The sequence below is a fragment of the Synechococcus sp. H55.7 genome (genome assembly GCF_047462395.1).
In the GTDB taxonomy this organism is placed as follows: domain Bacteria; phylum Cyanobacteriota; class Cyanobacteriia; order Thermostichales; family Thermostichaceae; genus Thermostichus.
Genome location: NZ_JANSJD010000007.1, coordinates 14,470 through 39,302 on the forward strand (window position 1 = coordinate 14,470; position 24,833 = coordinate 39,302).

At 59.1% G+C, this 24,833-nt stretch carries 21 protein-coding genes and 2 pseudogenes; 12 read left to right on the forward strand and 11 right to left on the reverse strand.

Going from position 1 to position 24,833, the window contains the following annotated elements:
- Window positions 1-426: pseudogene (locus NW851_RS04820) on the forward strand (hypothetical protein); the annotation flags it as partial.
- A 34-nt stretch (window positions 427-460) separates the two neighbouring features.
- Here the strand turns inward: NW851_RS04820 and NW851_RS04825 are convergent.
- The 5 genes from NW851_RS04825 to NW851_RS04845 form a co-directional block, all read right to left on the reverse strand.
- Window positions 461-691, reverse strand: a complete 231-nt coding sequence (locus tag NW851_RS04825) for a DUF2555 domain-containing protein (protein ID WP_414336153.1) — start codon at window positions 689-691, stop codon at window positions 461-463.
- A 500-nt stretch (window positions 692-1,191) separates the two neighbouring features.
- Window positions 1,192-1,788: a response regulator transcription factor gene (locus NW851_RS04830; protein ID WP_414337180.1), complete on the reverse strand. Its 597-nt coding sequence runs from the start codon at window positions 1,786-1,788 to the stop codon at window positions 1,192-1,194.
- A 165-nt stretch (window positions 1,789-1,953) separates the two neighbouring features.
- A complete protein-coding gene (locus NW851_RS04835) occupies window positions 1,954-2,544 on the reverse strand; it encodes a pentapeptide repeat-containing protein (protein ID WP_414337181.1) in 591 nt (196 codons plus the stop codon).
- Between the two features lie 156 nt (window positions 2,545-2,700).
- A complete protein-coding gene (locus NW851_RS04840; RefSeq protein WP_414336141.1) occupies window positions 2,701-3,552 on the reverse strand; it encodes a DNA-formamidopyrimidine glycosylase in 852 nt (283 codons plus the stop codon).
- A 52-nt stretch (window positions 3,553-3,604) separates the two neighbouring features.
- Window positions 3,605-3,832, reverse strand: coding sequence for a photosystem I reaction center subunit IV (locus NW851_RS04845; RefSeq protein WP_414336138.1), 228 nt, complete (start codon window positions 3,830-3,832; stop codon window positions 3,605-3,607).
- Between the two features lie 114 nt (window positions 3,833-3,946).
- On the opposite strand from NW851_RS04845, the gene NW851_RS04850 reads away from it, so the two are divergent.
- Both NW851_RS04850 and NW851_RS04855 read left to right on the forward strand, forming a co-directional pair.
- Window positions 3,947-4,819 carry a penicillin-binding transpeptidase domain-containing protein gene (locus tag NW851_RS04850; protein ID WP_414336139.1) on the forward strand — a complete coding sequence of 291 codons (873 nt, stop codon included), beginning with the start codon at window positions 3,947-3,949 and terminating at the stop codon, window positions 4,817-4,819.
- A gap of 116 nt (window positions 4,820-4,935) precedes the next feature.
- Window positions 4,936-5,088, forward strand: a complete 153-nt coding sequence (locus NW851_RS04855) for a chlorophyll a/b-binding protein (RefSeq protein ID WP_011429120.1) — start codon at window positions 4,936-4,938, stop codon at window positions 5,086-5,088.
- Between the two features lie 360 nt (window positions 5,089-5,448).
- Here NW851_RS04855 and NW851_RS04860 read toward each other — a convergent pair whose 3' ends face one another.
- The 3 genes from NW851_RS04860 to NW851_RS04870 form a co-directional block, all read right to left on the reverse strand.
- The gene (locus tag NW851_RS04860; RefSeq protein WP_414337225.1) at window positions 5,449-7,119 is read right to left on the reverse strand and encodes an NAD+ synthase; all 1,671 of its coding nucleotides are present in this window, start codon (window positions 7,117-7,119) and stop codon (window positions 5,449-5,451) included.
- A gap of 88 nt (window positions 7,120-7,207) precedes the next feature.
- Window positions 7,208-9,085, reverse strand: a complete 1,878-nt coding sequence (gene uvrC / locus NW851_RS04865) for an excinuclease ABC subunit UvrC (protein WP_414337182.1) — start codon at window positions 9,083-9,085, stop codon at window positions 7,208-7,210.
- Window positions 9,086-9,339: 254 nt separating this feature from the next.
- On the reverse strand, window positions 9,340-10,824 hold the full coding sequence (locus NW851_RS04870; RefSeq protein WP_414337183.1) for a hypothetical protein: 1,485 nt from the start codon (window positions 10,822-10,824) through the stop codon (window positions 9,340-9,342).
- Window positions 10,825-11,158: 334 nt separating this feature from the next.
- On the opposite strand from NW851_RS04870, the gene NW851_RS04875 reads away from it, so the two are divergent.
- The 3 genes and pseudogenes from NW851_RS04875 to NW851_RS04885 all read left to right on the forward strand — a co-directional run.
- Window positions 11,159-11,797: a hypothetical protein gene (locus tag NW851_RS04875; RefSeq protein WP_414337184.1), complete on the forward strand. Its 639-nt coding sequence runs from the start codon at window positions 11,159-11,161 to the stop codon at window positions 11,795-11,797.
- Window positions 11,798-12,161: 364 nt separating this feature from the next.
- The gene (locus tag NW851_RS04880; protein ID WP_414337185.1) at window positions 12,162-12,539 is read left to right on the forward strand and encodes a hypothetical protein; all 378 of its coding nucleotides are present in this window, start codon (window positions 12,162-12,164) and stop codon (window positions 12,537-12,539) included.
- 24 nt (window positions 12,540-12,563) lie between these two features.
- Window positions 12,564-12,911: pseudogene (locus NW851_RS04885) on the forward strand (hypothetical protein); the annotation flags it as partial.
- Window positions 12,912-13,432: 521 nt separating this feature from the next.
- Here the strand turns inward: NW851_RS04885 and NW851_RS04890 are convergent.
- A complete protein-coding gene (locus NW851_RS04890) occupies window positions 13,433-14,836 on the reverse strand; it encodes a phosphoglucomutase/phosphomannomutase family protein (protein WP_414337186.1) in 1,404 nt (467 codons plus the stop codon).
- A 407-nt stretch (window positions 14,837-15,243) separates the two neighbouring features.
- On the opposite strand from NW851_RS04890, the gene NW851_RS04895 reads away from it, so the two are divergent.
- The 5 genes from NW851_RS04895 to NW851_RS04915 all read left to right on the forward strand — a co-directional run bounded on the left by NW851_RS04895 (window position 15,244) and on the right by NW851_RS04915 (window position 22,197).
- On the forward strand, window positions 15,244-16,797 hold the full coding sequence (locus tag NW851_RS04895; protein WP_414335834.1) for a ferredoxin--nitrite reductase: 1,554 nt from the start codon (window positions 15,244-15,246) through the stop codon (window positions 16,795-16,797).
- Window positions 16,798-16,857: 60 nt separating this feature from the next.
- The gene (locus NW851_RS04900; protein ID WP_414335836.1) at window positions 16,858-18,162 is read left to right on the forward strand and encodes a CmpA/NrtA family ABC transporter substrate-binding protein; all 1,305 of its coding nucleotides are present in this window, start codon (window positions 16,858-16,860) and stop codon (window positions 18,160-18,162) included.
- Window positions 18,163-18,309: 147 nt separating this feature from the next.
- Window positions 18,310-19,245 carry a nitrate ABC transporter permease gene (gene ntrB / locus NW851_RS04905; RefSeq protein ID WP_414337187.1) on the forward strand — a complete coding sequence of 312 codons (936 nt, stop codon included), beginning with the start codon at window positions 18,310-18,312 and terminating at the stop codon, window positions 19,243-19,245.
- 81 nt (window positions 19,246-19,326) lie between these two features.
- Entirely contained in the window at window positions 19,327-21,318 is a 1,992-nt protein-coding gene (locus NW851_RS04910) for a nitrate ABC transporter ATP-binding protein (protein ID WP_414335839.1), read from the forward strand.
- Between the two features lie 36 nt (window positions 21,319-21,354).
- Window positions 21,355-22,197, forward strand: a complete 843-nt coding sequence (locus NW851_RS04915) for an ABC transporter ATP-binding protein (RefSeq protein ID WP_414335841.1) — start codon at window positions 21,355-21,357, stop codon at window positions 22,195-22,197.
- A 270-nt stretch (window positions 22,198-22,467) separates the two neighbouring features.
- Here the strand turns inward: NW851_RS04915 and NW851_RS04920 are convergent, their stop codons facing one another.
- Both NW851_RS04920 and NW851_RS04925 read right to left on the reverse strand, forming a co-directional pair.
- A complete protein-coding gene (locus NW851_RS04920; protein WP_414337188.1) occupies window positions 22,468-23,211 on the reverse strand; it encodes a class I SAM-dependent methyltransferase in 744 nt (247 codons plus the stop codon).
- A 48-nt stretch (window positions 23,212-23,259) separates the two neighbouring features.
- On the reverse strand, window positions 23,260-23,751 hold the full coding sequence (locus tag NW851_RS04925) for an FHA domain-containing protein (RefSeq protein WP_414334197.1): 492 nt from the start codon (window positions 23,749-23,751) through the stop codon (window positions 23,260-23,262).
- A gap of 437 nt (window positions 23,752-24,188) precedes the next feature.
- On the opposite strand from NW851_RS04925, the gene NW851_RS04930 reads away from it, so the two are divergent.
- On the forward strand, window positions 24,189-24,833 hold the full coding sequence (locus NW851_RS04930) for a DUF3038 domain-containing protein (protein WP_414337189.1): 645 nt from the start codon (window positions 24,189-24,191) through the stop codon (window positions 24,831-24,833).

Sequence of the window (24,833 nt, forward strand, 5' to 3'; positions counted from 1 at the left end):
GAGCAGAATGCCGCCCGCCTGCAGGAAATCCAGGAGCTGCATCAGTCCATCCAGGCCAGCCGCGCTGAGTCTGCCGAGCAGAATGCCGCCCGCCTGCAGGAAATCCAGGAGCTGCATCAGTCCATCCAGGCCAGCCGCGCTGAGTCTGCCGAACAAGCTGCTGCCCAGGCTCAAAGCTTGCGAGAGCTACAGCAGGTTGTCAGCGAGACCCGCTCTGACCTGGCCCATCTTGCCGAATGGGCAGAAGAAGTGACTCAAGCTCTGATTACTCTCACCGCTCTACAACAAGAGCACGAACGGGCTATGCAGGCCATCAACCAACGTCAAGCGGAAACGGATCAAAGGTTCAACATCCTCCTTGAGGAAGTACGCTACCTAATTCGCAAGCAGATTTCTGACGGAAGTCCTCCTCCCCCCTCAGCCTGAACACCAGGATCCCTTCAGAACTGCGAGGGCAGCCCTAATCTTCATCCACTTCCCACTCCAATAGGTGTGCATAGGGAGCCACCAAGCTGGGAGCATAAAAGGCAATGGCTCGAAGGGCATGCCAGTCTTCCAAGCAGCCAAAGACAGTTGGGTAGTCATTGCGCTCCAACCGCTCTGCAATTGCGGCCACATCAGCTTCGGTAAACTGGCCGGGATCCATTCCCTTGGCGGGGGCTTCTACTTTGGACTTAGATCGGGCAGACATAGGCAGTTTGAACACGCTACAAGCCGATCTTAACCTCTTCTTTTCGCGCGGCGAACCTTGACCAAAGACTTAACATATAGCCATTTCAAATAGCAATAAAACGGTTTGTGACATCGTTATGGCTACGCAACGCTGTCGCGAACGCGCCGGCGGCGCGGAGCGCTATCCCTTACTCCCCGTTCCAAAGGGGAGGATTCTGAATGACTGGTATTGCTTGGCAACGCTGCGTGAACAGTTTCCAGATACCAGATAGTTGTTTGCTTTTTTAAGAAAGGTGTGGGTTGGTGTTGTGTCGAGACCAAAATGCAGCGCTTAACATTCTGCGGGGGGCACTGGAGCTGTTGGGGATGGAGTGGAACTGCCCCGCAAGAGGGAACGACTGGGGAGACCAACACCTCTGCTGTGGAGGGGGAACCCAAAACAGTAAGTGGGGTCGTTGAACCAGTAATCCCAAAGGGCGACCTTGGGAGAATCCCCTAGCTTTAGCTATGGGGAGTATGTCAAAAAATCCCCAGTTGTTGTGCCTTGAGGAGGGCGGTGACGCGGTCGGTGGCGTCTAGCTTGCGGTAGGCGGCGCTGGCGTACTCTTTCACGGTCTCGACACTGATGCCGAGGCGGCGGGCGATCTGCTTGTTGGCCAAGCCTTGGCTCATCAGTTGCAGCACGCACAACTCGCGGGGGGTGAGCTTGGGCAACTCCTGCCGGGCAGGCAACCAGTCTCGGTCGGGGTTGGCCAAGATCTGCCGAATAACGCGGGCCAGCTCCGCCGGATCGGTTTCTTTGGAGAGGTAGCCTTTGGCCCCAGCCCGCCGCGCTGACTCGATCAAGGCCGGCTCCTGAAAAGTAGTCATCATCACCACCACCACCGGCAGGCCCAGCTCGGCAATCTGTTGGCAGGCGGCGATCCCGTCCCCATTGGGCATACGCACATCCAAAATGGCCACCTCGACGGGGTAACGGCGACAGTACTCAACGGCCTGGGATCCCGTCTCGGCTTCCGCCACCACCTCGAATCCTTGCGCTTGCAGGGCAAACTTCAGCCCCAGCCGAAACAGAGGATGGTCATCGGCGATGAGGACGCGGACAGGAGAACTCATGGCAGGGGATCCCAGCCTATGAGAGGGCTGAGTTCATTCTGCCCACAAGAGGGATCCCGGATAACGTGCCCTCACCCCCAACCCCTCTCCCAAAGGGAGTCAACCCAAGCGCTCCGCGCCGCTCACGCGACCACCCCCAACCCCTCTCCCTTTGGGAGAGGGGAGTTAGTTTTTCACAAAGACCATGCCCCAGGCACTGGGGTTGAAGGCGGGATCCAGCCGGGTTTGGGCATTGTACAGAGCGCCCGTCAGATCGGCTTCTTCCAAAAAAGCGCCGCGTAGGTCGGCCCCACGCAGATCGGCCTGGCGCAAGGTGGCTCCTGTCAGGTCGGCGCCGGCGAGAATGGCCCCTCGCAAATCAGCGCCGCTGAGGTTGGCCACCTGAAGATTGGCTCCTGTGAAATTGGCCTGCTGCAGGTTGGCCTGGCTGAGATCGGCTTCCCACAAAAAAGCTCCGCCCTGCTCCGCACCGCTCAGGTTGGCGCCGCGCAAATCGGCCAAGTTGAGGATTGCCTGGGAGAGGTCGGCAGCTTGTAGGTTGGCCTGCCTGAGGATGGCTTCTTTCAGGTTGGCCCCCTGCAAATCAACTCCCGGCAGCTCGGCTCCTGTCAGGTCGCAGGCGGGGCAATCTTTGCCGGGAAAAACGACTTGAGAGCGGCCCAGTTGGGCGTCCAACTCCAGTTGGGCAAAAACAGGAACCGCCGGCATCCCGACCACCCCGCCGAGGAGACCGACCCAGAACTGGGGCCATGCCATTTTTTTCACTGGGATCCCTCCCTCACCCCCAGCCCCTCTCCCAGAGGTGCTCAAGCGCTCCGCGCCGCTCACGCGACCACCCCCAGCCCCTCTCCCTCTGGGAGAGGGGAGCTGGGGATCAACCTAGAACTATAGCTGCTTACGGGGGATACGCCATCAAGTCTCAACCTGGCCTGGAAGTGGCTGGCAGTGGGGGCAAAAGTGGGCTGAGCGGCCCGCCAGCTTGATCCGCTGAATGGGGGTGCCACAGAGGCGACAGGGATCCCCTTCTCGACCGTACACCCATGCCTGCCCTTGGTAGTTGCCGTTAAGCCCACGCAGATCCCGGTAATCCCGCAAGGTGGTGCCCCGCTGCTCCAGCCCGACCCGCAACACCTGGATCAAAGCTTCCCGCAGGCGTGCCTTGGCAGAGTCGGAGAGCTGCAAGGCGGGCGTCAAGGGGTGAATGCCGCTCAGAAACAGGGCCTCGTCGGCGTAGATGTTGCCCACCCCCGCCACCAGCGACTGATCCAGCAGGGCGGTTTTGATGGGGCGCCGGCTCTTCCGCAAGGACGCCTGGAAATAGGCTTCTGAAAAGGCCGGCGACAGCGGCTCCGGCCCCAAGCTCTGCAGAGCGGCGATCACCGTCTCCGGCTCCACCCCGGCGGGCACCAGCCACATCTGGCCAAAGGTACGCAGATCTACAAAGCGCAGCTCCCACCCCCGCTCCAGGCGCAGCCGGACGCGGGTATGGGCCGGCAAAGGCTCGGATCCCTGAACCCAGAGCAATTGCCCGGTCATGCGCAAATGCACACCCAGAACCGCTCCGGAATCTAGGGATCCCAAAAGATATTTGCCTCGCCGCTGCCACTGGGTAAAACAGGCGCCGATTAAGCTTTGCCCAAAAATCTCCTTTGCCGGATAGGCAATGGTGCGCGTCAGGAGCACCTCCACTGCCAGTATCCGCGGCCCCAGGGTGAGGCGCTGCAAATCTTGCCGAACCGTCTCAACTTCTGGCAGTTCCGGCACAGAACGCCTCACTCAAGCAACACAGCTCCCGGCGATGAGAACTCCCCCTGGTTTAGCTAGCCGGGGTGGCTTTGGCCTTGGCTTTGGGAGCTTCCAGCACCTCCAGCTCATCTTCGCGGAAGTTGTTGGTGTTGATGTTGTAGTAGTTGATCTTGTCGAAGCGGACGATCACCGGATAAAGAATGCCGCTGGTATCCACCGCCGCAACCGTTCCCACATCCCGATACCAGTAGGATTCTTTCCGCAACACACGGACTTTGGCACCACGCTGAATCGCCATGAGGGTTCTCTCCATTGACCTGCACTTCAGATTACCCTAGTCCGTGAGAAGGCTGCGATTTCCGAATTTTTGTAACAGGGATCCCTGTCGTTCTTGGCTGGGGAGGGGGAGCCGATGAAACGCCGCACCTGTGGGGCCTGGCTCTTGGGTTCTGCTGTGGCCTGGGGTTTGCAAGGGCTGCCCCATCCGCGCGATTTTGCCATTGTCCTCAACCTGAACACCGGTCGTCTGACGAGGGTTTGGCAGCCGGAGCAGGCTGCGCAGATCAGGGCCAGCCCTGGCTCAACGGTCAAGTGCGCCGTGGCCGCCGCTGCCTTGCAGACCGGGATCAGCTCCGGCGAGCGGGCCATCCACTGCCCCGGCTGGTGGGATCCGCCACCGCAATTGGGGTTGGGCCGGCTCACTTGCTGGGATCCGCGCGGACATGGGGAGCTCAACTTGCGCCAAGCTTTGGCTCGGTCTTGCAACGTGCATTTTTACCAGTTGGGCTGGGAGCTGGGGGCCAAGACCCTGGTGGAGTGGCTGCGCCGCTTTGGTTTGACCCAGACAGAAAACACGGCCCCGGCACCGCTGTTGGCGACCGGTCTGGCCGGCTCGGCGGATCCCTGGGAGCTGTTGGTGTATGCGGGGGTGATCGCCCGCCGCGGCGTTCCCCTTTCTGGGGAGATATCCCTGCCTGCTCTCTCTTTGCCGGATCGCATCTGGGATGCTCTCCATGCCGGCATGCGTTTGGCAGCAACGGCGGGCACCTGCCGCGGCATCGCCCCAGACGGGATCCCGGTGGCCGCTAAGTCTGGGACCATCCTTAATCCTCACCGACGCGGACAACCCGTTCTCTGGGCCGAAGATTTCCAAGCTTGGTTGCTGGCTTTTTGGCCTCTGCCGGATCCCCGCTGGGCGCTGGTGCTGCACCTGCATCAGGGCAAAGCCTACGAGGCGGCCATTCCCCTGGCGCGGCAGATCATCGCCGCCATCGGAACCAGATGATCACCTTCCTTGCAATCATGAAGAAATGCAAACTATACTGAAGGTTAGCTGCTGTTCCTGTAATCGTTCTTTGCGGATCCCTGCTCACCCTCGTTCCAATTCCATTGGAGGTTCTTATGTCCAACCCCAACCTGTCTGAGCCCAAGTTTGGATTTAACGAATATGCCGAGCGTCTCAACGGTCGCGCGGCCATGATCGGCTTTGTATTAGCCATTGTCATTGAAGCGGTGACGGGCCAAGGCGTCGCCTCCTGGCTGGGCCTGATCTAGAAAACTCGGCTTGCTGCGCTGCGGGCCCTAGAGTTAGTCTTGAAGCGACAAACGGGAGACTCTTGGATCCTGGTGAGTGGAGAGGCAAGCTTAAAGGCCCTGCTTGCCTTACTCTTTGTTGAGTCGAAGAAAAGTTTTGCTCTGGGGTCTGCCGGCTGGCAGGCCCTTATTGACAGAAAAAACGTCCGCGCCCCTACCCGAATCCTTGTAGGAAAAGCGAAACCGGTTGTGCTCTTCCAACCCCCCTCTCCCTCTGGGAGAGGGGCTGGGGGTGAGGGCATCTCCGGGAGAGGGGCTGGGGGTGGTCGCGTGAGCGGCGCGGAGCGCTTGGGCTGACTCCCCCTGGGAGAGGGCAAAATCTCAACTGATCCCTTCCTGGCATTTGGCGATGGGCATGCGCCAGCCGGTGCCAAAGGCGCGATCGGTAACCCGCAGGCCGGGGGGAGCCTGGCGGCGCTTGAACTCGGCCTTTTGAACCAGGCGCAGCACCTGTTGTACGGTGTCGGGATCAAACCCTTGGGCCACCAGCTCGGCAGCCGACTGGTGCTGTTCGATGTGCCGCTGCAGGATGGTGTCCAGCAGGTCATAGGGGGGCAGGCTGTCGCTATCTTGTTGGCCGGGCCGCAGCTCCGCCGAGGGAGGCTTGGTAAGGATGGGGAGTGGGATCCGCTCCCCCTGGCGGTTGATCCAGCGGGCCAGGCGGTAGACCCAAGTTTTGGGCACATCGGAGATCACCGCCAGGCCGCCGGACATATCCCCGTAAAGGGTGCAGTAGCCCACCGCCAGCTCCGACTTGTTGCCTGTGGTCAAGAGCAGCCGGCCAAACTTATTGGAAAGGGCCATGAGCAGGGTGCCGCGAATGCGCGATTGCAGGTTTTCTTCCGTCGTGTCGGGGGGCAGGCCGGCGAAAGCTTCTGCCAGCAGGTGCTGGTAGCTCTCCATAATCGAGTGAATGGGCAGCTTCAGGGTAGGGATCCCCAGGTTTTGCGCCAGTTGGTAGGCATCGGTCAGGCTGCCCGGGCTGGAATAGGGAGAGGGCATGAGCACCCCCAGCACTCGCTCCGGGCCCAGGGCATCGGCGGCAATGACAGCAGTAACAGCCGAGTCGATCCCCCCCGAGAGGCCCAGCAAGACTTCGCGAAAGCCACATTTGCTGACGTAGTCGCGGGCGCCCAGAACCAGCGCCTCGTAGAGCTCTGCTTCCGGCTCCGTTGGCCAGCGGGATCCCGGCGGGCTCTGTTCCTCGCCGGGGGGATGGGTCAGCGCCTCCACATCCACAATCAGCCGATCCGGCGCGAAGGCAGCAGCTTGGGCCACCAGCCGGCCCCGGCCATCTAGGGCGCAACTGGCCCCGTCGAAAATGAGGTCGTCATTGCCCCCCACCTGGTTGACGTAGAGGATGGGCAGGGCATGCTTGCGGGCCAGGGATCCCAGCATCTCCACCCGCAATTTTTGCTTGCCCAGGCTAAAAGGAGAAGCCGACAGATTGATGAGTAAATCGGCGCCACAGCGGGCCATCTCTTCCACCGGATCGCGGTGGTAGCGGCGGTGGCGCCAAAAGTCGCGGTCGTTCCAGATATCTTCGCAGATGGTGAAGCCCAGCCGGCGACCACGGTACTCGATGGGCCGGGGCGGGGATCCCGGCTCGAAGTAGCGATCCTCGTCGAAGACATCGTAGGTGGGCAGGAGCGACTTTTGAAACCAGTGGCGGATCTGACCCCCTTCCAGCCAGGCCGCGGCGTTGTAGAGGGGCCGCCCCTCCGGCAGAGGGTTGGGCTGCACGGATCCCACCACCACCGGAATGCTATCCCGCAGCCGGGCGGCCAACTGCTGCAAAACTTGGCCTGCCCTCTCGACCAGGGCCGGGTAGAGCAACAGGTCGCGAGGCGGGTACCCCAACAGGGCCAGCTCAGAGGCGATGGCCAGCTCCGCTCCTGCCGCTGACGCTGCTTCCACCGCCAGACGGATGCGCTCGGCATTGCCGCTGAGATCGCCAACGGTGTAGTTCAGTTGCAGCAGCGCTATCTTCACCCTGGCCCCCTTGGCCGAGAACGGCTGTCCTAGCAAGTGGTGGATTTCACGATAATAGGCCAGCTCCAAGGGGAGATTTGGCTCCCCGTCAGCGTCTCTCCGGCTCCGCCAACGCAGTTGCCGGCAAATCGGCCTCCGGGTGGAAGTAGCGGTAGATCTGGCGCGCCAGCTTGGGGCCAATGCCGGGCACCCGGGCCAACTGGTCTTCTGAGGCCACCTGGATGCGAGCAATCGACCGAAACTCTTCCATCAGCAGCTTTTGCCGGTACTTGCCCAGGCCGGGGATCTCGTCAAGCGTAGAGGCCTGTTGGCGCAGCTTCCGTTGCTGGCGATGGTAGGCAAGGGCAAAGCGGTGGGCCTCATCTCGCAGGCGTTGCAACAGCAGGCGAGCCGGATCTTGCGCAGCCAACCGCAGCGGCACGGGATCCCCCGGCAGGAAGATCTCTTCTTCTCGCTTGGCCAGGGCAATCACCGGCAGGTGATCCAAACCCAAATCCGCCAAGACGGCCATGACTGCCGACAGTTGCCCCTTGCCCCCGTCGATGAGCACCAAATCCGGCTGATCCTCGGGAGTCATCTTGCTGAAGCGACGCCGTGCCACCTCGGTATGGCTGGCAAAATCATCGGAATGGCCGGGGCGTACCTCAGGGTTGCGAATCTTGTAGCGGCGGTAGTGTTGCTTGGCCGGCAGGCCATCGATAAACACCACCTGACTGCCCACAGCATCGGATCCCTGAATGTGGGAAATATCGTAAGCTTCCAGACGGCGGGGCGGCTCCGGCAGATCCAAGACTTCCGCCAAGCGCTCCAAGGCAGCAGTGTTCTGATCGGCCAGGCGCTGGCTGCGGGCTAGCTCCAGCTCGGCGTTTCGCTCCACCAACTCGATCAGCTCTGCTTTGCTCTGCCGTTGAGGGGTGATAAGGCTTACCTTGCGGCCCTTTTTCTGGCTCAGCCAAGACTCCAGAAAATCGCGATCGGGCAATTCATACTGGGTCAAGATTTCCGAAGGAATTTCCACCGGATCACAGTATTGGTAATGTTCTTGTAAAACTCGCTGCAAAATCAACGCCGGATCATCGCCCCGATTTTCGGCAACAAACCCCAGCCGTCCCACCAACTTGCCGGCCCGCACCTGAAACAATTGAATGCAGGCTCGCGAATCGTTCATGGCCAGGGCCAGAGCATCACGGCTGGCGCTAGAGTTGGGCAAAGAGACCTTCTGGGATTCGCCCAGTTGCTCTAGGCCGCGGATTTGATCCCGATATCGCGCAGCTGCCTCGTAATTTTCTTGTTCGGCAGCCTGGATCATTTTCTCCTGCAGTTGTCTGATCAGCTCATCCGTCTGGCCTTGGAAGATCATGGCTACTTGAGCTAGCGTTTTGCGGTAGTCTTCTGGGCTGATCAAGCCTTGACATACTCCGGGACAACGTCCAATGTCATAGTTCAAACAGGTGCGATCTTTGTACAGAGGCTTAGTTCGTTGACGCAAGGGGAAAATTCGCTTGACCAATCCAAGGGTGTAGCGCAACAAACCGACATCAGTATAAGGGCCGTAGTATTTGTCTTGATTCTGATTGAGACGACGGTGACGAGTGATATAAAGCTGTGGATAAAGCTCTGACCAGGTGATACACAAGTAAGGATACTTTTTATCATCCTTAAGGAGGACGTTATAGGGGGGTTGGTGAGTCTTAATTAGATTGTCTTCTAGAGCCAAAGCTTCACTTTCATTATCGGTAACGATAAACTCAATTTCACAAACCTGAGCTACCATGCGCTGAATGCGAGGAGACAGATCATCAGCAAAACGGAAATAAGAACGCACGCGAGAGCGCAATTTCTTAGATTTGCCTACATAGAGAATTTGATCTGTGGCATCTCGCATTAGATATACGCCAGGCTCGGTGGGAATCTCCCTAAGACGGCTTTCCAAAGCGTCACGATTTTGAATCAGGGGAACAGTCATAGAGTTCGGTTCTACCAGGCAGAGTCGGGGATCCCATGGCTTCAATCTAGCAATGATACGACTTTTTCCGGCAACGCCGACTTCAACCGATGCAGAGGTACAGGTAGGTATGCGCTGAGAAGGGAACTTCAGGCTCCTCTACCCCAAGGTCGGGGTTATCCCAGGTGCTTATGGATCCCTACCGGTCATTACTCCCGAAGAAGTCAGCCACGCTGGCCTTAGCTTGCAAAGTAAATGAGATGGGATCCCTCGGCTTAAAGGTTAACCTGAGCCCCGTTAAAGAATCCACGAATAATGAGAATAACTCCCCCTTGATCAGGAGTACCCGTATTTCCGTCGCCAGTTGGTGGATTCGGGCCTATAACCTGATTATCAGTGGGGAACTCTTGCTCAATAAAGAATTGCCCAGAGATATTCGAGCCAGAGGTGGTCGGGTCGAAAACCAAATTCAAGTTGCCCCGCAGCAGGGAACCGCCAATATCTGCTCTGTTGAACGGCCCGGCCAGTTGCGCCCCAGCTAAGGTGCGGAAGACAAAATCTCCTGTGGTGGGGACAATGCCCTGGATGATAACGGGACTGAGATTAGTTCCCTCCACAGGTGAGCCAGGTAAGGTACCCGTAGAGCGCTCGGTGCGCAAGGAGAAGAAGTAATCGAAGGCCGTAGGAGCACCCGGACGCTCAGGGACGGGCAACTGCGGGATCGGGGTGGGGAAAGGTCGTGGCGGCGGGCTGACCTGGACAAAGTTGAGGACTGTGCTGACATTGGCCGGGTCAAACTCCGCTTGTACCCGGCCGTTCAGCAGACGCCGGATGCGCACCAACTGGTTGGGCAAGATGTTCGGACGAGTGGGATCCGGAGCAAATAGCACCGACTGCGTACCCACCTGGGTGGGACGATAGACGATTTCCGCCTGGTTGGGGCGGAAGTTCAGGCGGGCAAAGAGAGCCAGGGCATCTTCAGGAGTGCCATCGCCGGCCACGCCCCGCTGCCGCACCACGAAGCTGGCGGAGAAGCTGCCGGTTTGCAGGATGGCAGTGACAGGCCCTTGAGGTGGGGGAGGATTGACAAAGGATCCTGCCGGTGGGTTGCCATTAGGGCCGGGATCTTCATAGAGTACTCCCACGGTAGGGACAATGAGAGAAGAATCTCCCTCTAAGACGACTTGGTTGCCATTGCGGCTAACCAAGATGCGGCGCACGGTTAAAGTTAAAACAGTTTCCGTATCCGGATCGGCAGCTCTAAAGGTTGTGTTGACTCGAATGCGCTGGTCGTTGGGGTTTGTCGAAAGGGCAACCAGCCCGGCAATGCTGAATTGCGTAGATAGCCTGCCGTCGTTGGGGCCGAAGGCGATGAGATTCACCAGCGGCGTGGATCGGGCAATCTGGATGGCCAGTGTGCTGGAGCGAAGGGTTGAGTCAATTGTCAGTTCATTGGCTGGGATCTCATTGACCGGCAGAATGCGGGCCTCTACGTTGGTAATGCGGGCTTCTCCACTGCCTTGAAAGCCGCTGTTCCGCACAGGGATCCCGTTGTCAAATTTTGGGTTGACATAGTCTAGCCTCAAGCTAGTGGTCTCCAGCACTGAGCCGGGGGTAAAGCGGTACTCCTGCGCCGAGACAAACGCCGTGGGATCCACCTGGACAGGCCCCGGCAAGGCGGGGGATTCGTCAATTTGACCGCAGCCGCCTAGGAGCAAGACTCCACACAAAACTGCCAATGAGCGACCTTTGAAGTTCATACGGCACTGCCTCACACACCCTAATCTGGGGAAATCCACACACAAAATGGAGGAGAAGGCACCCAACCCCCAACACTACAGGTAAGCTGGCCGCCCCTGTTCGAGGCTATGATACCCCATATCTAGGGGATGGGCCATTTCCAAAAAAATTTCTTGGATTTGCTTTTCCGCTTGCTTGACAACGCCCCAAGATGCAGTAGAACTAACAGCAGGCATCCGCCTTTGAAACGGGATCCCTCATAATCTTGCCCATGCACAGAGGCAAATTCAGTGGATCCCGGCTGGGCGTTGTTGGAAAGATTTGCTGTGGTGTGAGTGAGTGGAGAATTCCCCGATGAAACGACGTTCTGGCTCAGGCCCTGGCCGTGGCGGCCTTTCTCTTCTGGCAACTTGGGCTTCGCTGGCGCTAGCCACTGCCTGCAGCAGCGAGACTACGGGCGGCCTGCCACCCCTCTTGACCGCCGATGGATCCACCCCTCCCCCCGTGGCCGTGGCCCCCACCATCTCGCCCAACCTCACACCCATCACCTTCCGCCCTGGGCCAGACTTTGCTCCTATCACGCCGCCACCCATTCAGCCTGACCTGCCAGATCCACCCAGCTTGCAGCCAACTGGGGGATTCAACGCTGTAGTGGGATCCGCTTTTGTAACAGTTACCTTGAGCGGCTTGTTGGTGCCAGGGGTCATTGCCAGCGTAGAGCTGCAGTTTTTCAACATCAGCCGCGGCACAGATATTACCGGCATTTTCTTGCCGACAGCCATCGAGCAGTTTAGGAATACGCTCATAGGCCGAGGCAACAGCTACGCCGACCGAACCAACGGGATCACCCTCACCAATGGCTTTACCTTCTCGGCTGATCTGGCGGCCTACAATGCCAACGTTGTTGCCGGAGAAAGGGTTTTGGTGATCCTGGTCATTCGCGATTCGTTTGGCCAAGCCCTAAGATTAGAGGCACGCGCTCAGGCTACCTAGCGTGAAGCTGGCTAAGGGCAGTGTTTAATTGCTGCGAGAGATTTAAGGTCAGGAGGATGAGGGAATGAAAACCGGAAAGCTGGCTGGGGTTTTGGCTTGCCTCTGTGTTGGTTTGCTGACGGCTTGCCAACAGGCAAAGGATAAGAATGCAACCAGCTTTATACCTGGGCCGATCTTTCCTGTGCAAAACCCAAGTGTAGAACCCGGCGGAACTGGCGTGGGAGTGCCGGCTACTCCTCCCGTTGGAGCTGCTCCCCCAACCCAGCCCAGCCCTCTCGTGCCCCCTCCCGTCTCGGCGCCGACGATCCCGCCCTTGCCCAGCCCCAACCCTTCTCCCAGCATTGTTGGGTTGCCTCCGGCCCCCTTGGCTGCTCCAACCTTTACCAAGAGCTTTAACCCTGCCTCATCGGTGGTTGCTCCTGTAACCGTGACGGTTAGCTTCACGATTGTTAATAGCTCTGGAGTTCAACTGACCGGCCTCAATTTCGCGGATAGCTTGCCTGCAGGTCTATTTGTTGCCACTCCTCCCAACATCACCAATACCTGTGGCGGCAGCGCTGTTGCAGGTGGATCCTCAATCGCTCTGAACAATGGAACACTGGCCGCCAATTCCACTTGTGCAGTTACTGTTCAGGTTTCTGCAAGTATAGGCACTTACATTAATCCTCCTGTAACTCTCACCAGTAACCAAGCTCCTCCTGTTCAAAGCGCACCTGTAACTCTTGTGGTGGGTGCGCCTTAGCTAGTTTTCGCCAAAACATTTCCAACTGTACCTTCCCTAGCTAGCACTCCTGTATTTTTGACGTTTACCATCACCAATAACACAGCTACCCCTCTAACAGGTCTTGCCTTCACAGATAGCTTGCCTACTGGACTGGTTATTGCTGGCCCTCCTCTCGCGTTTACAAATAATTGCGGTGGCGTACTTAATGTAGCGGTTGGTGGAACGTCTATCATTTTCTCGAATGGAACTCTGCCTGCTAACACTAGCTGCACAATTTTAGTGAGTGTTACCTCTAGTACAGCGGGCACTTACATCAACCCTGCTACCACGCTCACCAGCAATGAGGCAGCCCCAGTAGTAGCTCCACCTGTCAGTGTAACTTTCTTCTAGAGCCTGGCGTCATCTCGACTCCTGCACTAGTAATTTTCTCACCCTCAACCCCTCTCCCTGAGGGTCAACCCTCACCCCCGCCCCCTCTCCCCCAGGGAGAGGGGAGCTAGGGATGGCGCTCCGTGGTGCTGCTGCGATCGCCCCCGGCTCTTGTTTAAAAGATGATTTGGGGTGGGAAGCTGTTTTGACACTCTCCCCGCCTAGAGGCGAGGAATTCTTACGTAGCCCAGAAACGGAGTCGCAAAGGTGCTGTCAAGACGCCGCTACACAGTTCCTTAAAGCAAGGCGCCAAAGTTCTGCTTACTTTTCTGTTCGCGTCAGCGGGACGGAGTCCTTGCAGGTTGGCTGAGATGTTGCTATCTCCTGGGCGTTTGTCACCGGTCGGGTTTTTCACCGTGGTAGGTGCTCGCCTGGAAACGGTGCACCTCATCGACAGACATACTGCCTGTGAGCACCGTTGGCAAGCATCTAAAGTTGCTTACGGGCTTTTCTTCCCCGCACTAAAGTGCGGAGCTACCAAGCTATCCCTTTGTGTTGACCAAGCCGGCTGCCCAATCCAGCAGATGATTGACTGCTTCTGGGGTTTTGGCTTCGGAGTACAGCCGCAGCAGGGGCTCGGTGCCGCTGCCGCGGATCATCACCCAACTGCCGTCGGCAAGGGTAAACTTGTGGCCGTCTTTGTCGAAATGCTTAATCACCTTCTGCCCCAAAATCTCAGACGGGGGATCCGCCTGCAAGTGTTGAAATAGCCTGACTTGTTGGTTTTGATCCGCCAGGTGCAGGTCGCGGCGCTGGTAAACCGAGCTAAATCCTTCCCGTTCCTGCAAAGCTCGGTAAAGGGCGCTCAGATCTTGCCCGGTTTCGGTGACGGCCTCAATCAAGTACAGAGCAGAAAGCAGGGCATCCCGTTCGGGGATGTGGCCCAGGTAGCCGATGCCGCCGGATTCTTCTCCCCCCAGCAACACCTGGGTGGTCAGCATGCGCTCGGCGATGTATTTGAAGCCCACGGGCATTTCCGTAACCGGCAGGCCATAGCGCTCCGCCACCTTGACGAATAGCTCCGAGCCACTGATGGTTTTGACGATTTCGCCCCGCAGGCCGCGTCGCCCCGCCAAGTGGTCGATCAGGATGGGAATGAGGATCTGCGGGCTGAGAAAGCGGCCTTGTCCGTCGAGGGCGGCAATGCGGTCGGCGTCGCCATCGAAGACCAGACCCACTTTTAACGGGGCGGGATCCGCCGCGATGATCTGGGCAGAGGTCTGCAGGTTTTGCGGCAGCGGCTCCGGTGAGACGCCGCCAAATAGGGGATCCCGATGCGCCTGCAACTCGATCACCTTCTCCCCCAACAGGCGGCTGAGGCCCCCGGCGCCAGAGCCAAACATGACATCCACCCAGATCTTGGCCGGGGATCCCTTGAGCTTTTCCAGATCCACAAAGCGGCTGAGCTGAGCCAGATAGCCGGGCCAGGGATCCCAGGTGTGGATGGGGGCGGAGTTGGATCCCAGCGGTTGCAGGTGGTGCAGCTCCTGCTCGATGGCAGCGGTGACCTCCGGGGGCACAGAGCCGCCAAAGCCGCCTTTGACTTTGAGGCCGGAATAGTGGGGCGGGTTGTGGCTGGCGGTGATCACCAAGGCTCCATGGCAGCCGCGCTCTTTGGCTGCCCAACTGAAGGCCGGCGTCGGGGCAGGACAGGCAGAGAGATAAACCGGGATCCCCAACCGCGCCACCACCTCGGCAGCGTGGGCAGCAAAGCGTTCAGAGAGAAAGCGGTTGTCGTAGCCGATCAGGATCCCTGCGCCGGGATAGGTGCGGGCCAACACCTGGGCGCTGGCCTGGGCGGCAATAGCCAAGTTCTGAAAGGTAAAGCCGTCGGCGATCACGGCTCGCCAGCCGTCGGTACCAAAGCGAATAGAGTTGCCGGCCATAGTTCACCAAAATCGACCTCGACTACACATAGCACGGCAGAGCCAGATCCAGACCGCCCAGCCCTCACCCCCGGCCCCTCTCCCTGAGGTGCCCAAGCGCTCCGCGCCGCTCACGCGACCACCCCCAGCCCCTCTCCCTGAGGCCCTCACCCCCAGCCCCTCTCCCTGAGGGAGAGGGGGGTTAGAGCAGCGCGTTCACGACAGCGTTGCATAGCCATGAGGATGCAGAGAAACGTTTCATTGCTGCTTGAAATGACTGTGCCTCACCTTTGCAAGCCTACTTTTATGCACAAACCGCAATTGGAAAATGACAAAACGGCATAACTTGTTACAAAATGTAATGGCAAATACCAAAGTTAACGGTTGGCCATCGCTAAGGTAGCCGGTGTTACCCTACGGCAGCGACGATGGCGAACCAATTTGAGCGCCTCAAAAGCGAAAAGGACGGGCTGGCGGTCAAAGCCGAGCTGGAAGCGTTTGCCCGCATGGGCTGGGAGAACATCCCTGAAGACGACCGGGATCACCGCCTCAAGTGGCTGGGGATCTTCTTTCGCAAGCGCACGCCCGGCCAGTTTATGCTGCGGCTGCGCCTGCCCAATGGGATCCTGACCAGCGGCCAGATGCGGATGTTGGCGGCGATCATCCATCCCTATGGAAAAGATGGCGTAGCCGACATCACCACCCGGCAGAACTTGCAACTGCGCGGCATCCCCATCGAGGAGATGCCCCAGATCTTGGGCTACTTGAAGGAGGTGGGCCTAACCAGCATCCAGTCGGGCATGGACAATGTGCGCAACATTACGGGATCCCCCCTTGCGGGCATTGACCCAGATGAGCTGATTGACGTGCGCGGCCTCACCCGCAAGGTGCAGGACATGGTAACCAACAACGGCGAGGGCAACCCTTCCTTCACCAATCTGCCGCGTAAGTTTAACATCGCCATCTGCGGTTGTCGCGACAACTCCGTTCATGCGGAGATCAACGACCTGGCCTTTGTGCCGGCCTTCAAAGCGGGCAAGCTGGGCTTCAACGTCTTGGTGGGGGGCTTTTTTTCGGCCCGCCGCTGTGCCGAGGCCATCGGGCTGGATGTCTGGGTGGATCCGCGCGATGTGGTTCCTCTGTGCGAGGCGGTGCTGCTGGTCTACCGGGATCACGGCCTGCGGGCCAACCGGCAGAAGGCGCGGCTGATGTGGCTCATTGACGAGTGGGGCCTGGAGAAGTTTCGGGCGGCTGTGGAGCGGCAGATCGGCCATCCGCTGTCCAGAGCGGCGGAAAAAGATGAGGTGGTCTGGCAGAAGCGGGATCTCCTGGGGGTGCATGCCCAGAAGCAGCCGGGCTTGAACTTCGTTGGCCTGCACGTGCCGGTGGGACGGCTGAATGCCCTGGAGATGATGGAGCTGGCCCGCCTAGCGGAGGTATACGGCTCCGGGGAGCTGCGGCTGACGGTGGAGCAGAACGTGCTCATCCCCAATGTGCCCGATTCGCGGGTGGCGCCGCTGCTTAAAGAGCCGCTCTTGAAAAAGTTCTCCCCCAACCCAGGGCCCTTGCAGCGGGGGCTGGTGTCCTGCACGGGCAACCAGTTCTGCAACTTTGCCCTCATCGAGACCAAAAACCGCGCTGTGGCTCTAATGGAAGAGCTGGAAGCCGAGCTGGAGATCCCGCAGACGGTGCGCATCCACTGGACGGGCTGCCCCAACTCCTGCGGCCAGCCCCAGGTGGCCGATATCGGCCTAATGGGCACCACCGCCCGCAAGGACGGCAAGCCGGTGGAAGCGGTGGACATCTACATGGGGGGAGAAGTGGGCAAAGACGCCAAGCTGGGCGAATGTGTGCGTCGAGGGATCCCTTGCGAAGACCTCAAGCCCGTCTTGGTGGAGCTGCTGATTGAGCACTTCGGGGCCAGGCCGCGCCAGCGTCCATCGGCTGCTCAAACTGCTTCTTCCCCCGTGATGGCTTGCTAAGTAGGGGCCAAGTCTGGGGAAGGTTTTCTCTCTGCGTCGTTCAAAATCTTGGAGGTTCCGATGTCTAAACTGTTCTCCCGTCGCCAATTTTTGGCCGGGGCAGCCGCCCTGGCAGCAGGAGCAGCCGCGGCTGGGATCCCACGCGCCCAATCGCAATCTTTGGGTCAGGGCTACTGGGTGGCCCAGGCCGATACTCCCGAGACCCCGCGGGCCAAGCTGGGGTTCATTGCTCTCACCGACGCCGCCCCCCTGATCATCGCCAAAGAGAAGGGGTTTTTTGACAAGTACGGCATGAAGGACGTGGAGGTGGTCAAGCAGGCCTCTTGGGGCACCACCCGCGACAACTTGGTGCTGGGATCCGCTGCTGGCGGCATCGATGGGGCGCACATTCTCACCCCCATGCCCTATCTCATCACCACCGGCAAAGTTACCGATGGCAAGCCGGTACCGATGTACATTCTGGCCCGCCTGAACTTGGACGGTCAGTGCATCAGCATTGCCAACGAGTACCGGGATTTGCAAATTGGCCTGGATAGTTCCCCCCTCAAAGCCAAGTTTGCGGAAGCGCGAGCTGCCGGCAGGGATCCCAAATGCGCGGTAACCTTCCCCGGCGGCACCCACGACCTGTGGATGCGCTACTGGCTGGCCGCCGGCGGGATCGATCCCAATGGCGATGTCTCTGTCATTGTGGTGCCGCCCCCCCAGATGGTGGCCAACATGAAATCCAAAACGATGGAAGCCTTCTGTGTGGGCGAGCCTTGGAATGCTCAACTGGTGAACCAAAAAGAGGGCTATACCGCCCTCACCACCGGCGAGCTGTGGAATCGCCATCCTGAGAAAGCCTTTGCTCTGCGGGCTGACTGGGTGGATGCCCACCCGAAAGCCACCTTGGCGCTGTTGAAGGCGGTGCAAGAAGCCCAGATCTGGTGCGACCAAATGGAGAACAAAGAGGAAATGTGCCGGATCATCGGCGACCGCCGCTGGCTGGGGGTTCCTGTGGCCGATATCTTGGGTCGCGCCAAAGGCACCTTTGACTACGGCACCGGCAAAGTGGTGCAAAACAGCCCCCACCTGATGAAGTTCTGGCAAGACAATGCTTCCTACCCCTTCAAGAGCCACGACCTTTGGTTCCTGACCGAAGACATCCGCTGGGGCTATCTGCCCGCCGACACGGATACCAAAGCCCTGGTGGACAAGGTCAACCGAGAAGATCTCTGGCGCGAGGCCGCCAAAGCCATTGGCCAAGAGGCCGCCATTCCCCCCAGCACCTCTCGCGGCGTGGAAACCTTCTTCGATGGGGTCAAGTTCGACCCCGAAAATCCGGCTGCCTATCTGGAGAAATTGGCCATCAAGAAGCTGGCCTAGCCTGCTCCTTCCAGGGCTTGCAGAACACCTGCAAGCCCCCTGTCCGAGAGATTTCCCTAAGAGCCCCCAGACAGGTTCAAATTAAACCTCTTCTCTCTTGCACTTTCCCTACGCTGACTTTGACCATAGCCCTACTCTCAGCAAACTATGCATCTTCTCCACTTTGCCTTGAAGGTGGGCTGCCACCTCTTCCCTTTGCTCATCCGCTTAGGCCGTTGGCTGCTGAGCCAAGGTGCCTCTCTTCAGGCCCAGGCCGGGATCCCTTCTGCCACGAGCTCTGGATCCGCTTGGAGGCAACGAGTCCGGATCCATCAAGCGCTGCGCCGCATTCTCTTGCCCGCTACGGCAATTTTCATCGTGCTCCTGCTCTGGCAAATCCTCTACAGCCGGCCCGGCGCCAACCTGCCCACCCCGCTCCAAGTTTGGCAGGACACCTGGGATCCCCTCATTAAAGATCCCTTTTTTGACTACGGCGGCAACGCCAAAGGACTGTTCTGGCAAATCTGGGCCAGCCTGCAGCGGGTGTTCATTGGGTTTTTCTTGGCCAGTCTGGTGGGGGTTTTGGGCGGCATGGTGATCGGGGTCAACCGCTGGCTGCATGAGGCTTTGGATCCCATTGTTCAGGTGTTGCGCACGGTGCCACCTCTGGCTTGGCTGCCGATTTCTTTGGCCGCCTTTCGCGATGCCAACCCCTCCGCCATTTTTGTTATCTTCATCACGGCCCTCTGGCCCATTTTGATCAACACCATTGCCGGTGTACAGCGGATCCCACAGGACTACCGCAATGTGGCCAGAATTGTACGCATGTCCGGCTGGAAGTATTTCTTTAAGATTGTCTTTCCGGCCACGGTGCCCTACATCTTTACCGGCCTGCGCATCGGGGTGGGCCTCTCTTGGCTGGCGATTGTGGCTGCAGAAATGTTGGTTGGCGGGGTGGGCATCGGCTTCTTCATTTGGGATGCCTGGAATAGCTCCCGCATCAGCGAAATTATTGTGGCTTTGATCTATGTCGGCCTGGTTGGCCTTTTGTTGGATCGGGTTACGGCTTGGATTGGCTCGCTGGTGGTTGCCGAGGATCACTAGGTTGGACTGAGCCCGGAGTTGGCTGCTGACAGTTTGCTCACTTTTCAAAAATGAATCTCAAGGGATCCCTTAGGTAGCATCATGAAGACTCAGCCCTACATCGAAGTTGACCATGTAGACAAAGACTTTTTCCTGGACAATGGGGAGGTTTATCCCGCTCTAAGAGACATCCATCTGGAGATCCAAAAAGGGGAATTTGTCTCGCTAATTGGCCACTCCGGCTGCGGCAAGTCCACCCTCCTCAACATCATCGCCGGCCTGGAAAAACCCTCCCGCGGCGGCGTGCTGCTGGAAGGCCGGCAGATGACGGAGCCCGGCCCGGAGCGCATGGTGGTGTTCCAGAACTATTCCCTGCTGCCCTGGCTGACGGTGCGGGAAAACATCGCCCTAGCCGTGGACGAGGTGCTGGGATCCCTTCCCCAAGCAGAGCGAGCCCGCATCGTGGAAGAGCACATCCGCCGCGTGGGTTTGCAGGGGGCAGCCGACAAGCGGCCCGCCCATCTGTCGGGGGGGATGAAACAGCGGGTGGCCATTGCCCGGGCTTTGGCCATTCGCCCGCGGGTGCTGCTGCTGGATGAGCCGTTTGGGGCGTTGGACGCCCTCACCCGCGGCAGCCTGCAGGAGCAACTGATGGAGATTGCCCAGGCGGAGCAGCTCACCTGTATTTTGGTTACCCACGATGTGGATGAGGCGCTTCTGCTTTCGGATCGGGTGGTGCTGCTGACCAATGGCCCGGAGGCCCGCATCGGCCAGATCTTGCGGATCCCGTTTCCGCGGCCGCGCCACCGGTTGGAAGTGGTGAATCACCCCGAGTACTACAGCCTGCGGGGGGAGATGATCTACTTTCTCAACCAGCAAAAGCGGGCCCGCCAGAAAACTCCTACCCGTGTGGCCATCGCCAAGGGGGGGCTGGAAAAAGTCAACTTGGCAATTGGCTTTGTGCCCCTCAACGACTGCGCCCCTCTGGTGGTGGCCCAAGAAAAGGGCCTGTTTCAGAAGTACGGCCTGGAACAGGTCACGCTGGTCAGGGAGCCGGGCTGGAAAACCATCTGGGAAGGGAGCCGCTCCGGTCGGCTGGATGCAGCCCTGGTGGTGGCCGGGATCCCTTTGGCCTCTACCCTGGGGGTGGGCGGGGTACCGGTGCCTTTGGTAACTGCGCTTACTGTTTCCCGCGGCGGCAACGCCATCACCTTTGGGCGCCGACTCCTGCTGCAGGCCTTCCAGAGCCCCTGGGATCTTCGCCAGTACCTCCGCCAAACTCCCGATACGGTTCATACGCTGGGGGTGGTGCACCCGGCCTCGATGCACAACTTCCTATTGCGCTATTGGCTGGCCAGCGGCGGCGTGGATCCGGATCGAGATGTGACGTTGACGGTGATCCCGCCGCCGCAGATGGTGGCCCACCTCAAGGCCGGCAACATCGACGGCTACTGCGTGGGCGAACCCTGGAACTCCCGCGCTGTGCGGGAACAGGTGGGGGTTATCGTTGCCACCACTCCCGAACTCTTGCCCAGCCACATCGAGAAAGTCCTGGCGGTGCGCCAAGACTGGGCCCAAAGCTACCCCCGCACCCACGTGGCTCTGGTCAAGGCGCTGCTGGAGGCCTGTCACTACTGCGATCAGCCGCAGCACCGTCCCCAGATCCTGGAGTGGCTGGCCCAGCCCCAGTATGTGGGCGTGGTCACAGCCGATCTGGAGCCGGGGTGGAGGGGCATCCTGCAGCGGGGCATTGCCGATGAATCGCAGGTGATTGTCGGTTTCCACCAGTTTGCCAACGGGCGCAACACCTGCCCCGAACGCTTGGAGCATCTCTGGATCCTGACGCAGATGGCTCGCTGGGGCATCTGCCCCTTCCCTCGCAATTGGGTTGCTGTCCTCGACCAAGTGCTGGATGACAAAACCTACGCCCTAGCTGCCAGAGAACTGGGGCTGCCGGATCGGGCCCACGATCGCGGGGCTTTGCTCTTTGCCGACGGATCCCGCTTTGATGGCGAGGATCCCTTGAACTACCTGGAGTCGGTGGCCATTCGCCAGGAGCTGAAGCTGCAGGAATACCCCCTCAGCAAGGTCTAGTTTTTGCTCTACTGAACTCAACTGGAAGGCTTTATGATGACCCACTCTCGCTTAACTTCTTTGTCCTTTTCTTCAGCCTCTTCCCTCTCAGGTCTGCCCCTTCTTTCCCTTCAGAATGTGGGCAAGACCTACTTTACGGCGGCAGGAGCCTTTGTGGCGCTAGAAAATGTCAACTTGGAAGTGGCCGCCGGCGAATTTGTCTGCATCATCGGCCACTCCGGCTGCGGCAAGTCCACCTTGATCAACATGGTGGCCGGGTTTTCTGCTCCTACTTCGGGATCCATCACCCTCAAGGGCCAGCCCATCACCGCCCCAGGGCCGGATCGGATGATGGTGTTCCAAAACTATTCCCTTCTGCCCTGGCTGACGGCTTTTGAAAATGTTTATTTGGTGGTGGACCAGGTCTATCCCGATAAATCCCCTAGAGAGAAAAGGGAAATCGTTCAAGAACACCTAGAACTCGTGGGTTTGGCCGAAGCAGCCCACAAGCGGCCCAAGCAGCTCTCCGGGGGTATGAAGCAGCGAGTGGCCATTGCCCGCGCGCTGGCGGTGCGCCCAGAAGTGCTGTTGCTGGATGAGCCCTTCGGGGCCTTGGATCCCATTACCAAGCAAGAGCTGCAGGATGAGCTGCTGGCCATTTGGCGAGATCACCGCTGCACGGTTTTGATGATTACCCACGACATCGACGAGGCTCTTTATCTGGCAGACCGGGTGGTGATGATGACCAATGGCCCTGCTGCCCATATTGGCGAGATTTTGACGATCCCCTTTGGGCGACCGCGCAGCCGCGCGCGCATCATGGAAATGCCGGAATTTTACGAGTTGCGCAACTCTGCCCTCGACTTTCTCTACCGTCGCTTTGCCCATGAGGAGAACTAATCAGGGAGTTAACCCTCACCCCCAGCCCCTCTCCCTGAGGTGCCCAAGCGCTCCGCGCCGCTCACGCGACCACCCCCAGCCCCTCTCCCTGAGGCCCTCACCCCCAGCCCCTCTCCCTGAGGGAGAGGGGAGTTAGAGGGGCGCGTTCGCGGCAGCGTTCGTAGCAATCACGACAGTAACGAAGCATTTCATTGCTATTTGGAATGACCATACTGCAGAGACTTCGTCCTGCTTGGGCGATTGGATTTGCGATCCCAGTTGCCGCTCCCCTCAGCTTTTGTTCCACTTACGGTAGCAGCGGGCGGTGATGAGATAGGGATGAAACACTTCTAAGAAATGGCTTTGCAACACCTGAAAGAATTGCTCGACTTTTTGCGGATCGTCCAGGTGAAAAGGAAATTCACCATTAAACCCCTTGAAAAAGTACCAGTTGATCAACAATTTGCCTTCCGGCTTAAGCCAGGCGTAAAACTGACGCAACTGCGCTGCCGGATCCGGCAAATGCTCTAGTACATCGAAGCAGATGACGGTGTCAAAGGGGATCCCTTGCGGGAAGGTTTCCGGGCAGTGGATCCGTTCGCCTAGGCCCAGCTTTTCCGCCCGCAGTTGCACAAACTGCCGATGGATGGGGTTGATATCCCAGAAAATCACCTGCTCCACCGCCGGGCAGAGAGCCGCCCCAATGGTGTGGGTGCCAATGCCACCGCCAAAATCCAGCACCAGACCGCGGGCATGGTCGGCCACCAGGCGCAGGGTATTGCCGATGTAGTCGGTGCTGCTCAGGTGCCAAGCGGCCAAGTCCAGCAAATAGGCGGATCCCACCCGATCCCGGTAAAAGGCGTCTGCCTGATCCCAGCCGAAGTCGCGCCGGCCCAGCTCTGCCAACTGTTGCTGCCCCAGCCGCAGCTTCTCCCGCAGCTCACCAGCCTCAAGGCCCAGGAAGGATCCCAGATGGGCTGCCAGGTCGAAGCCATTTTGCCAGTAGCCGCTCAGGGCAGGGGGCATGGGAGGCACAGGAACCCAAAACTCGGCAGGGGGCTGGGTTGAGAATCATTCACCCCATCAAGCGGCGGTGAAGTCGTCGTTCTCTCTGGGCGTCTCTTTCGAGGTTGCTCTCTGGGATCCGGCCAGGGCTACATTGTCGCCGAGGGTCGGCGGCCTCAAGAGAGCCGCTAGCGTCTCCGGGCTGAGGCGGTCGGTGCTCTCCACAATTGCCGTCACATTCGGGCCGAAGCCTATCTTATCCAAAAGCTCAAGGCGATGGGACAAAACCCGTTTCCCATTGACAAACAAACCATTGGTGCTGCGGCGGGATGCCGAGCTGCCGTCGAAGATCATGTAGCCGTATCCGGCCCGGTTCTCTTCCGGAATGCGGATAATCAGGGCATGCTCTCGCGAAACACAAGGGTCGCAGAGGCGGATGTGGTTGCTGGCTGCCCGGCCCACCGAGTAGTAAATCTTGTCCAAGACAACGCCGCGCCGACCCATCTGATCGGTGAAGATCAAGACCCAGTGGACAGGGTTGGGTTGGGCAGCAGGAGCGCTCATGCTCATCTGTGGGTACGCCCGGCGCTGAGGCGGTCAGAAAGGGCAGCCCAGAGACAGCCAGGCAATCAAGCCGCAAAATGCGGATCCCTCTCTCTTCCCAGCCGCTACAGACTCCAATCATACACCACCATTCTGGGCCAACAGCGCCGTCTTGCCACTCTCCTTTTCTTGAGGGCCAACAGGCTGGAAAGATGGGTTCGTTGCAAAAATAACAACTGACCCAGAACAACTCGGTCTGACTTCTAACCTGGTTGGGGAACTCTTCAGAAGCGAGAATGAGCAGGACAATGGCCAGCGCCTGCCAGATGTCCTTATCCAAGCCTTCGGCCAGAGCAAGGGTCAGAAGGTCTTGCTCCCTCAAGCACAGGAGGGATCCGGTTGCAGGTTTGGCTCGAACAGGAGATCATAGAGTTTCGTTGAAACCAAAAGCTCCCCTTGACAGCGTGACGGTGGAATCTAAACAGACTCAGCTAGACCCTCAGCCCGCCGGCCTTACCACAGCTACCGGTACCATCAAAGCCCAGTTGGATTTGTTGCTACTGGGGCTGGAATCCCTGAGCGGAGAAAGTTCTGAGGCGGTTCTGGCTGCAGCCAAAGCTCTAGACTTGGAAGATCAGATTGGCGATCGGGTAGCCCTCTGGCGCCTGCGCAACGCTAACCCTCTGCGCCGCAGCAGCGGTGGGCGCAAGAGAGTCGATATCGAAGAGGCCCGCGCCCTGGTGATGGTGATTGCCCATCTGGCTGCTCAGCAACAGGCCCGTATCCGCAGCACCTTGGAACAACTGGAAGCTGCTGTCGAGCAGGAGCTCAGCCCTTTCCGTCAGCCGCTGGTGGGAGACTACCTAGATGAATTTCTCTCTCACTATCGCAGCCGCATGGTGGATGGGGATGTGCGCGACGAGAACAGCCTTGCCGAGCTGGCCCTGCGCATCTTGATCGAGCTGATGTTCTACAGCAGCCCCAGAGGGGCACAGCGCCTGTGGAAAGCCTTGCTCAGCCGTCCTGAGATGGAGTTGCCCGCCGGCAGTGACCTAGAAGAAGGGGAGGTAGCCCATAGCTCCGGATCGGATGCTTTGCCCTCTTCCTGA

What these genes read in the sequence shown, in the direction of transcription:
- NW851_RS04900 (WP_414335836.1), top strand. Translation starts at nt 16,858, where the DNA reads ATGTCTAAACTGTTCTCCCGTCGCCAATTTTTGGCCGGGGCAGCCGCC.
- NW851_RS04875 (WP_414337184.1), top strand. Translation starts at nt 11,159, where the DNA reads ATGAAACGACGTTCTGGCTCAGGCCCTGGCCGTGGCGGCCTTTCTCTT.
- NW851_RS04915 (WP_414335841.1), top strand. Translation starts at nt 21,355, where the DNA reads ATGACCCACTCTCGCTTAACTTCTTTGTCCTTTTCTTCAGCCTCTTCC.
- NW851_RS04850 (WP_414336139.1), top strand. Translation starts at nt 3,947, where the DNA reads ATGAAACGCCGCACCTGTGGGGCCTGGCTCTTGGGTTCTGCTGTGGCC.
- ntrB (WP_414337187.1), top strand. Translation starts at nt 18,310, where the DNA reads ATGCATCTTCTCCACTTTGCCTTGAAGGTGGGCTGCCACCTCTTCCCT.
- NW851_RS04895 (WP_414335834.1), top strand. Translation starts at nt 15,244, where the DNA reads ATGGCGAACCAATTTGAGCGCCTCAAAAGCGAAAAGGACGGGCTGGCG.
- NW851_RS04825 (WP_414336153.1), bottom strand. Translation starts at nt 691, where the DNA reads ATGTCTGCCCGATCTAAGTCCAAAGTAGAAGCCCCCGCCAAGGGAATG.
- NW851_RS04890 (WP_414337186.1), bottom strand. Translation starts at nt 14,836, where the DNA reads ATGGCCGGCAACTCTATTCGCTTTGGTACCGACGGCTGGCGAGCCGTG.
- NW851_RS04835 (WP_414337181.1), bottom strand. Translation starts at nt 2,544, where the DNA reads ATGGCATGGCCCCAGTTCTGGGTCGGTCTCCTCGGCGGGGTGGTCGGG.
- uvrC (WP_414337182.1), bottom strand. Translation starts at nt 9,085, where the DNA reads ATGACTGTTCCCCTGATTCAAAATCGTGACGCTTTGGAAAGCCGTCTT.
- NW851_RS04870 (WP_414337183.1), bottom strand. Translation starts at nt 10,824, where the DNA reads ATGAACTTCAAAGGTCGCTCATTGGCAGTTTTGTGTGGAGTCTTGCTC.
- NW851_RS04845 (WP_414336138.1), bottom strand. Translation starts at nt 3,832, where the DNA reads ATGGCGATTCAGCGTGGTGCCAAAGTCCGTGTGTTGCGGAAAGAATCC.
- NW851_RS04830 (WP_414337180.1), bottom strand. Translation starts at nt 1,788, where the DNA reads ATGAGTTCTCCTGTCCGCGTCCTCATCGCCGATGACCATCCTCTGTTT.
- NW851_RS04925 (WP_414334197.1), bottom strand. Translation starts at nt 23,751, where the DNA reads ATGAGCATGAGCGCTCCTGCTGCCCAACCCAACCCTGTCCACTGGGTC.
- NW851_RS04910 (WP_414335839.1), top strand. Translation starts at nt 19,327, where the DNA reads ATGAAGACTCAGCCCTACATCGAAGTTGACCATGTAGACAAAGACTTT.
- NW851_RS04855 (WP_011429120.1), top strand. Translation starts at nt 4,936, where the DNA reads ATGTCCAACCCCAACCTGTCTGAGCCCAAGTTTGGATTTAACGAATAT.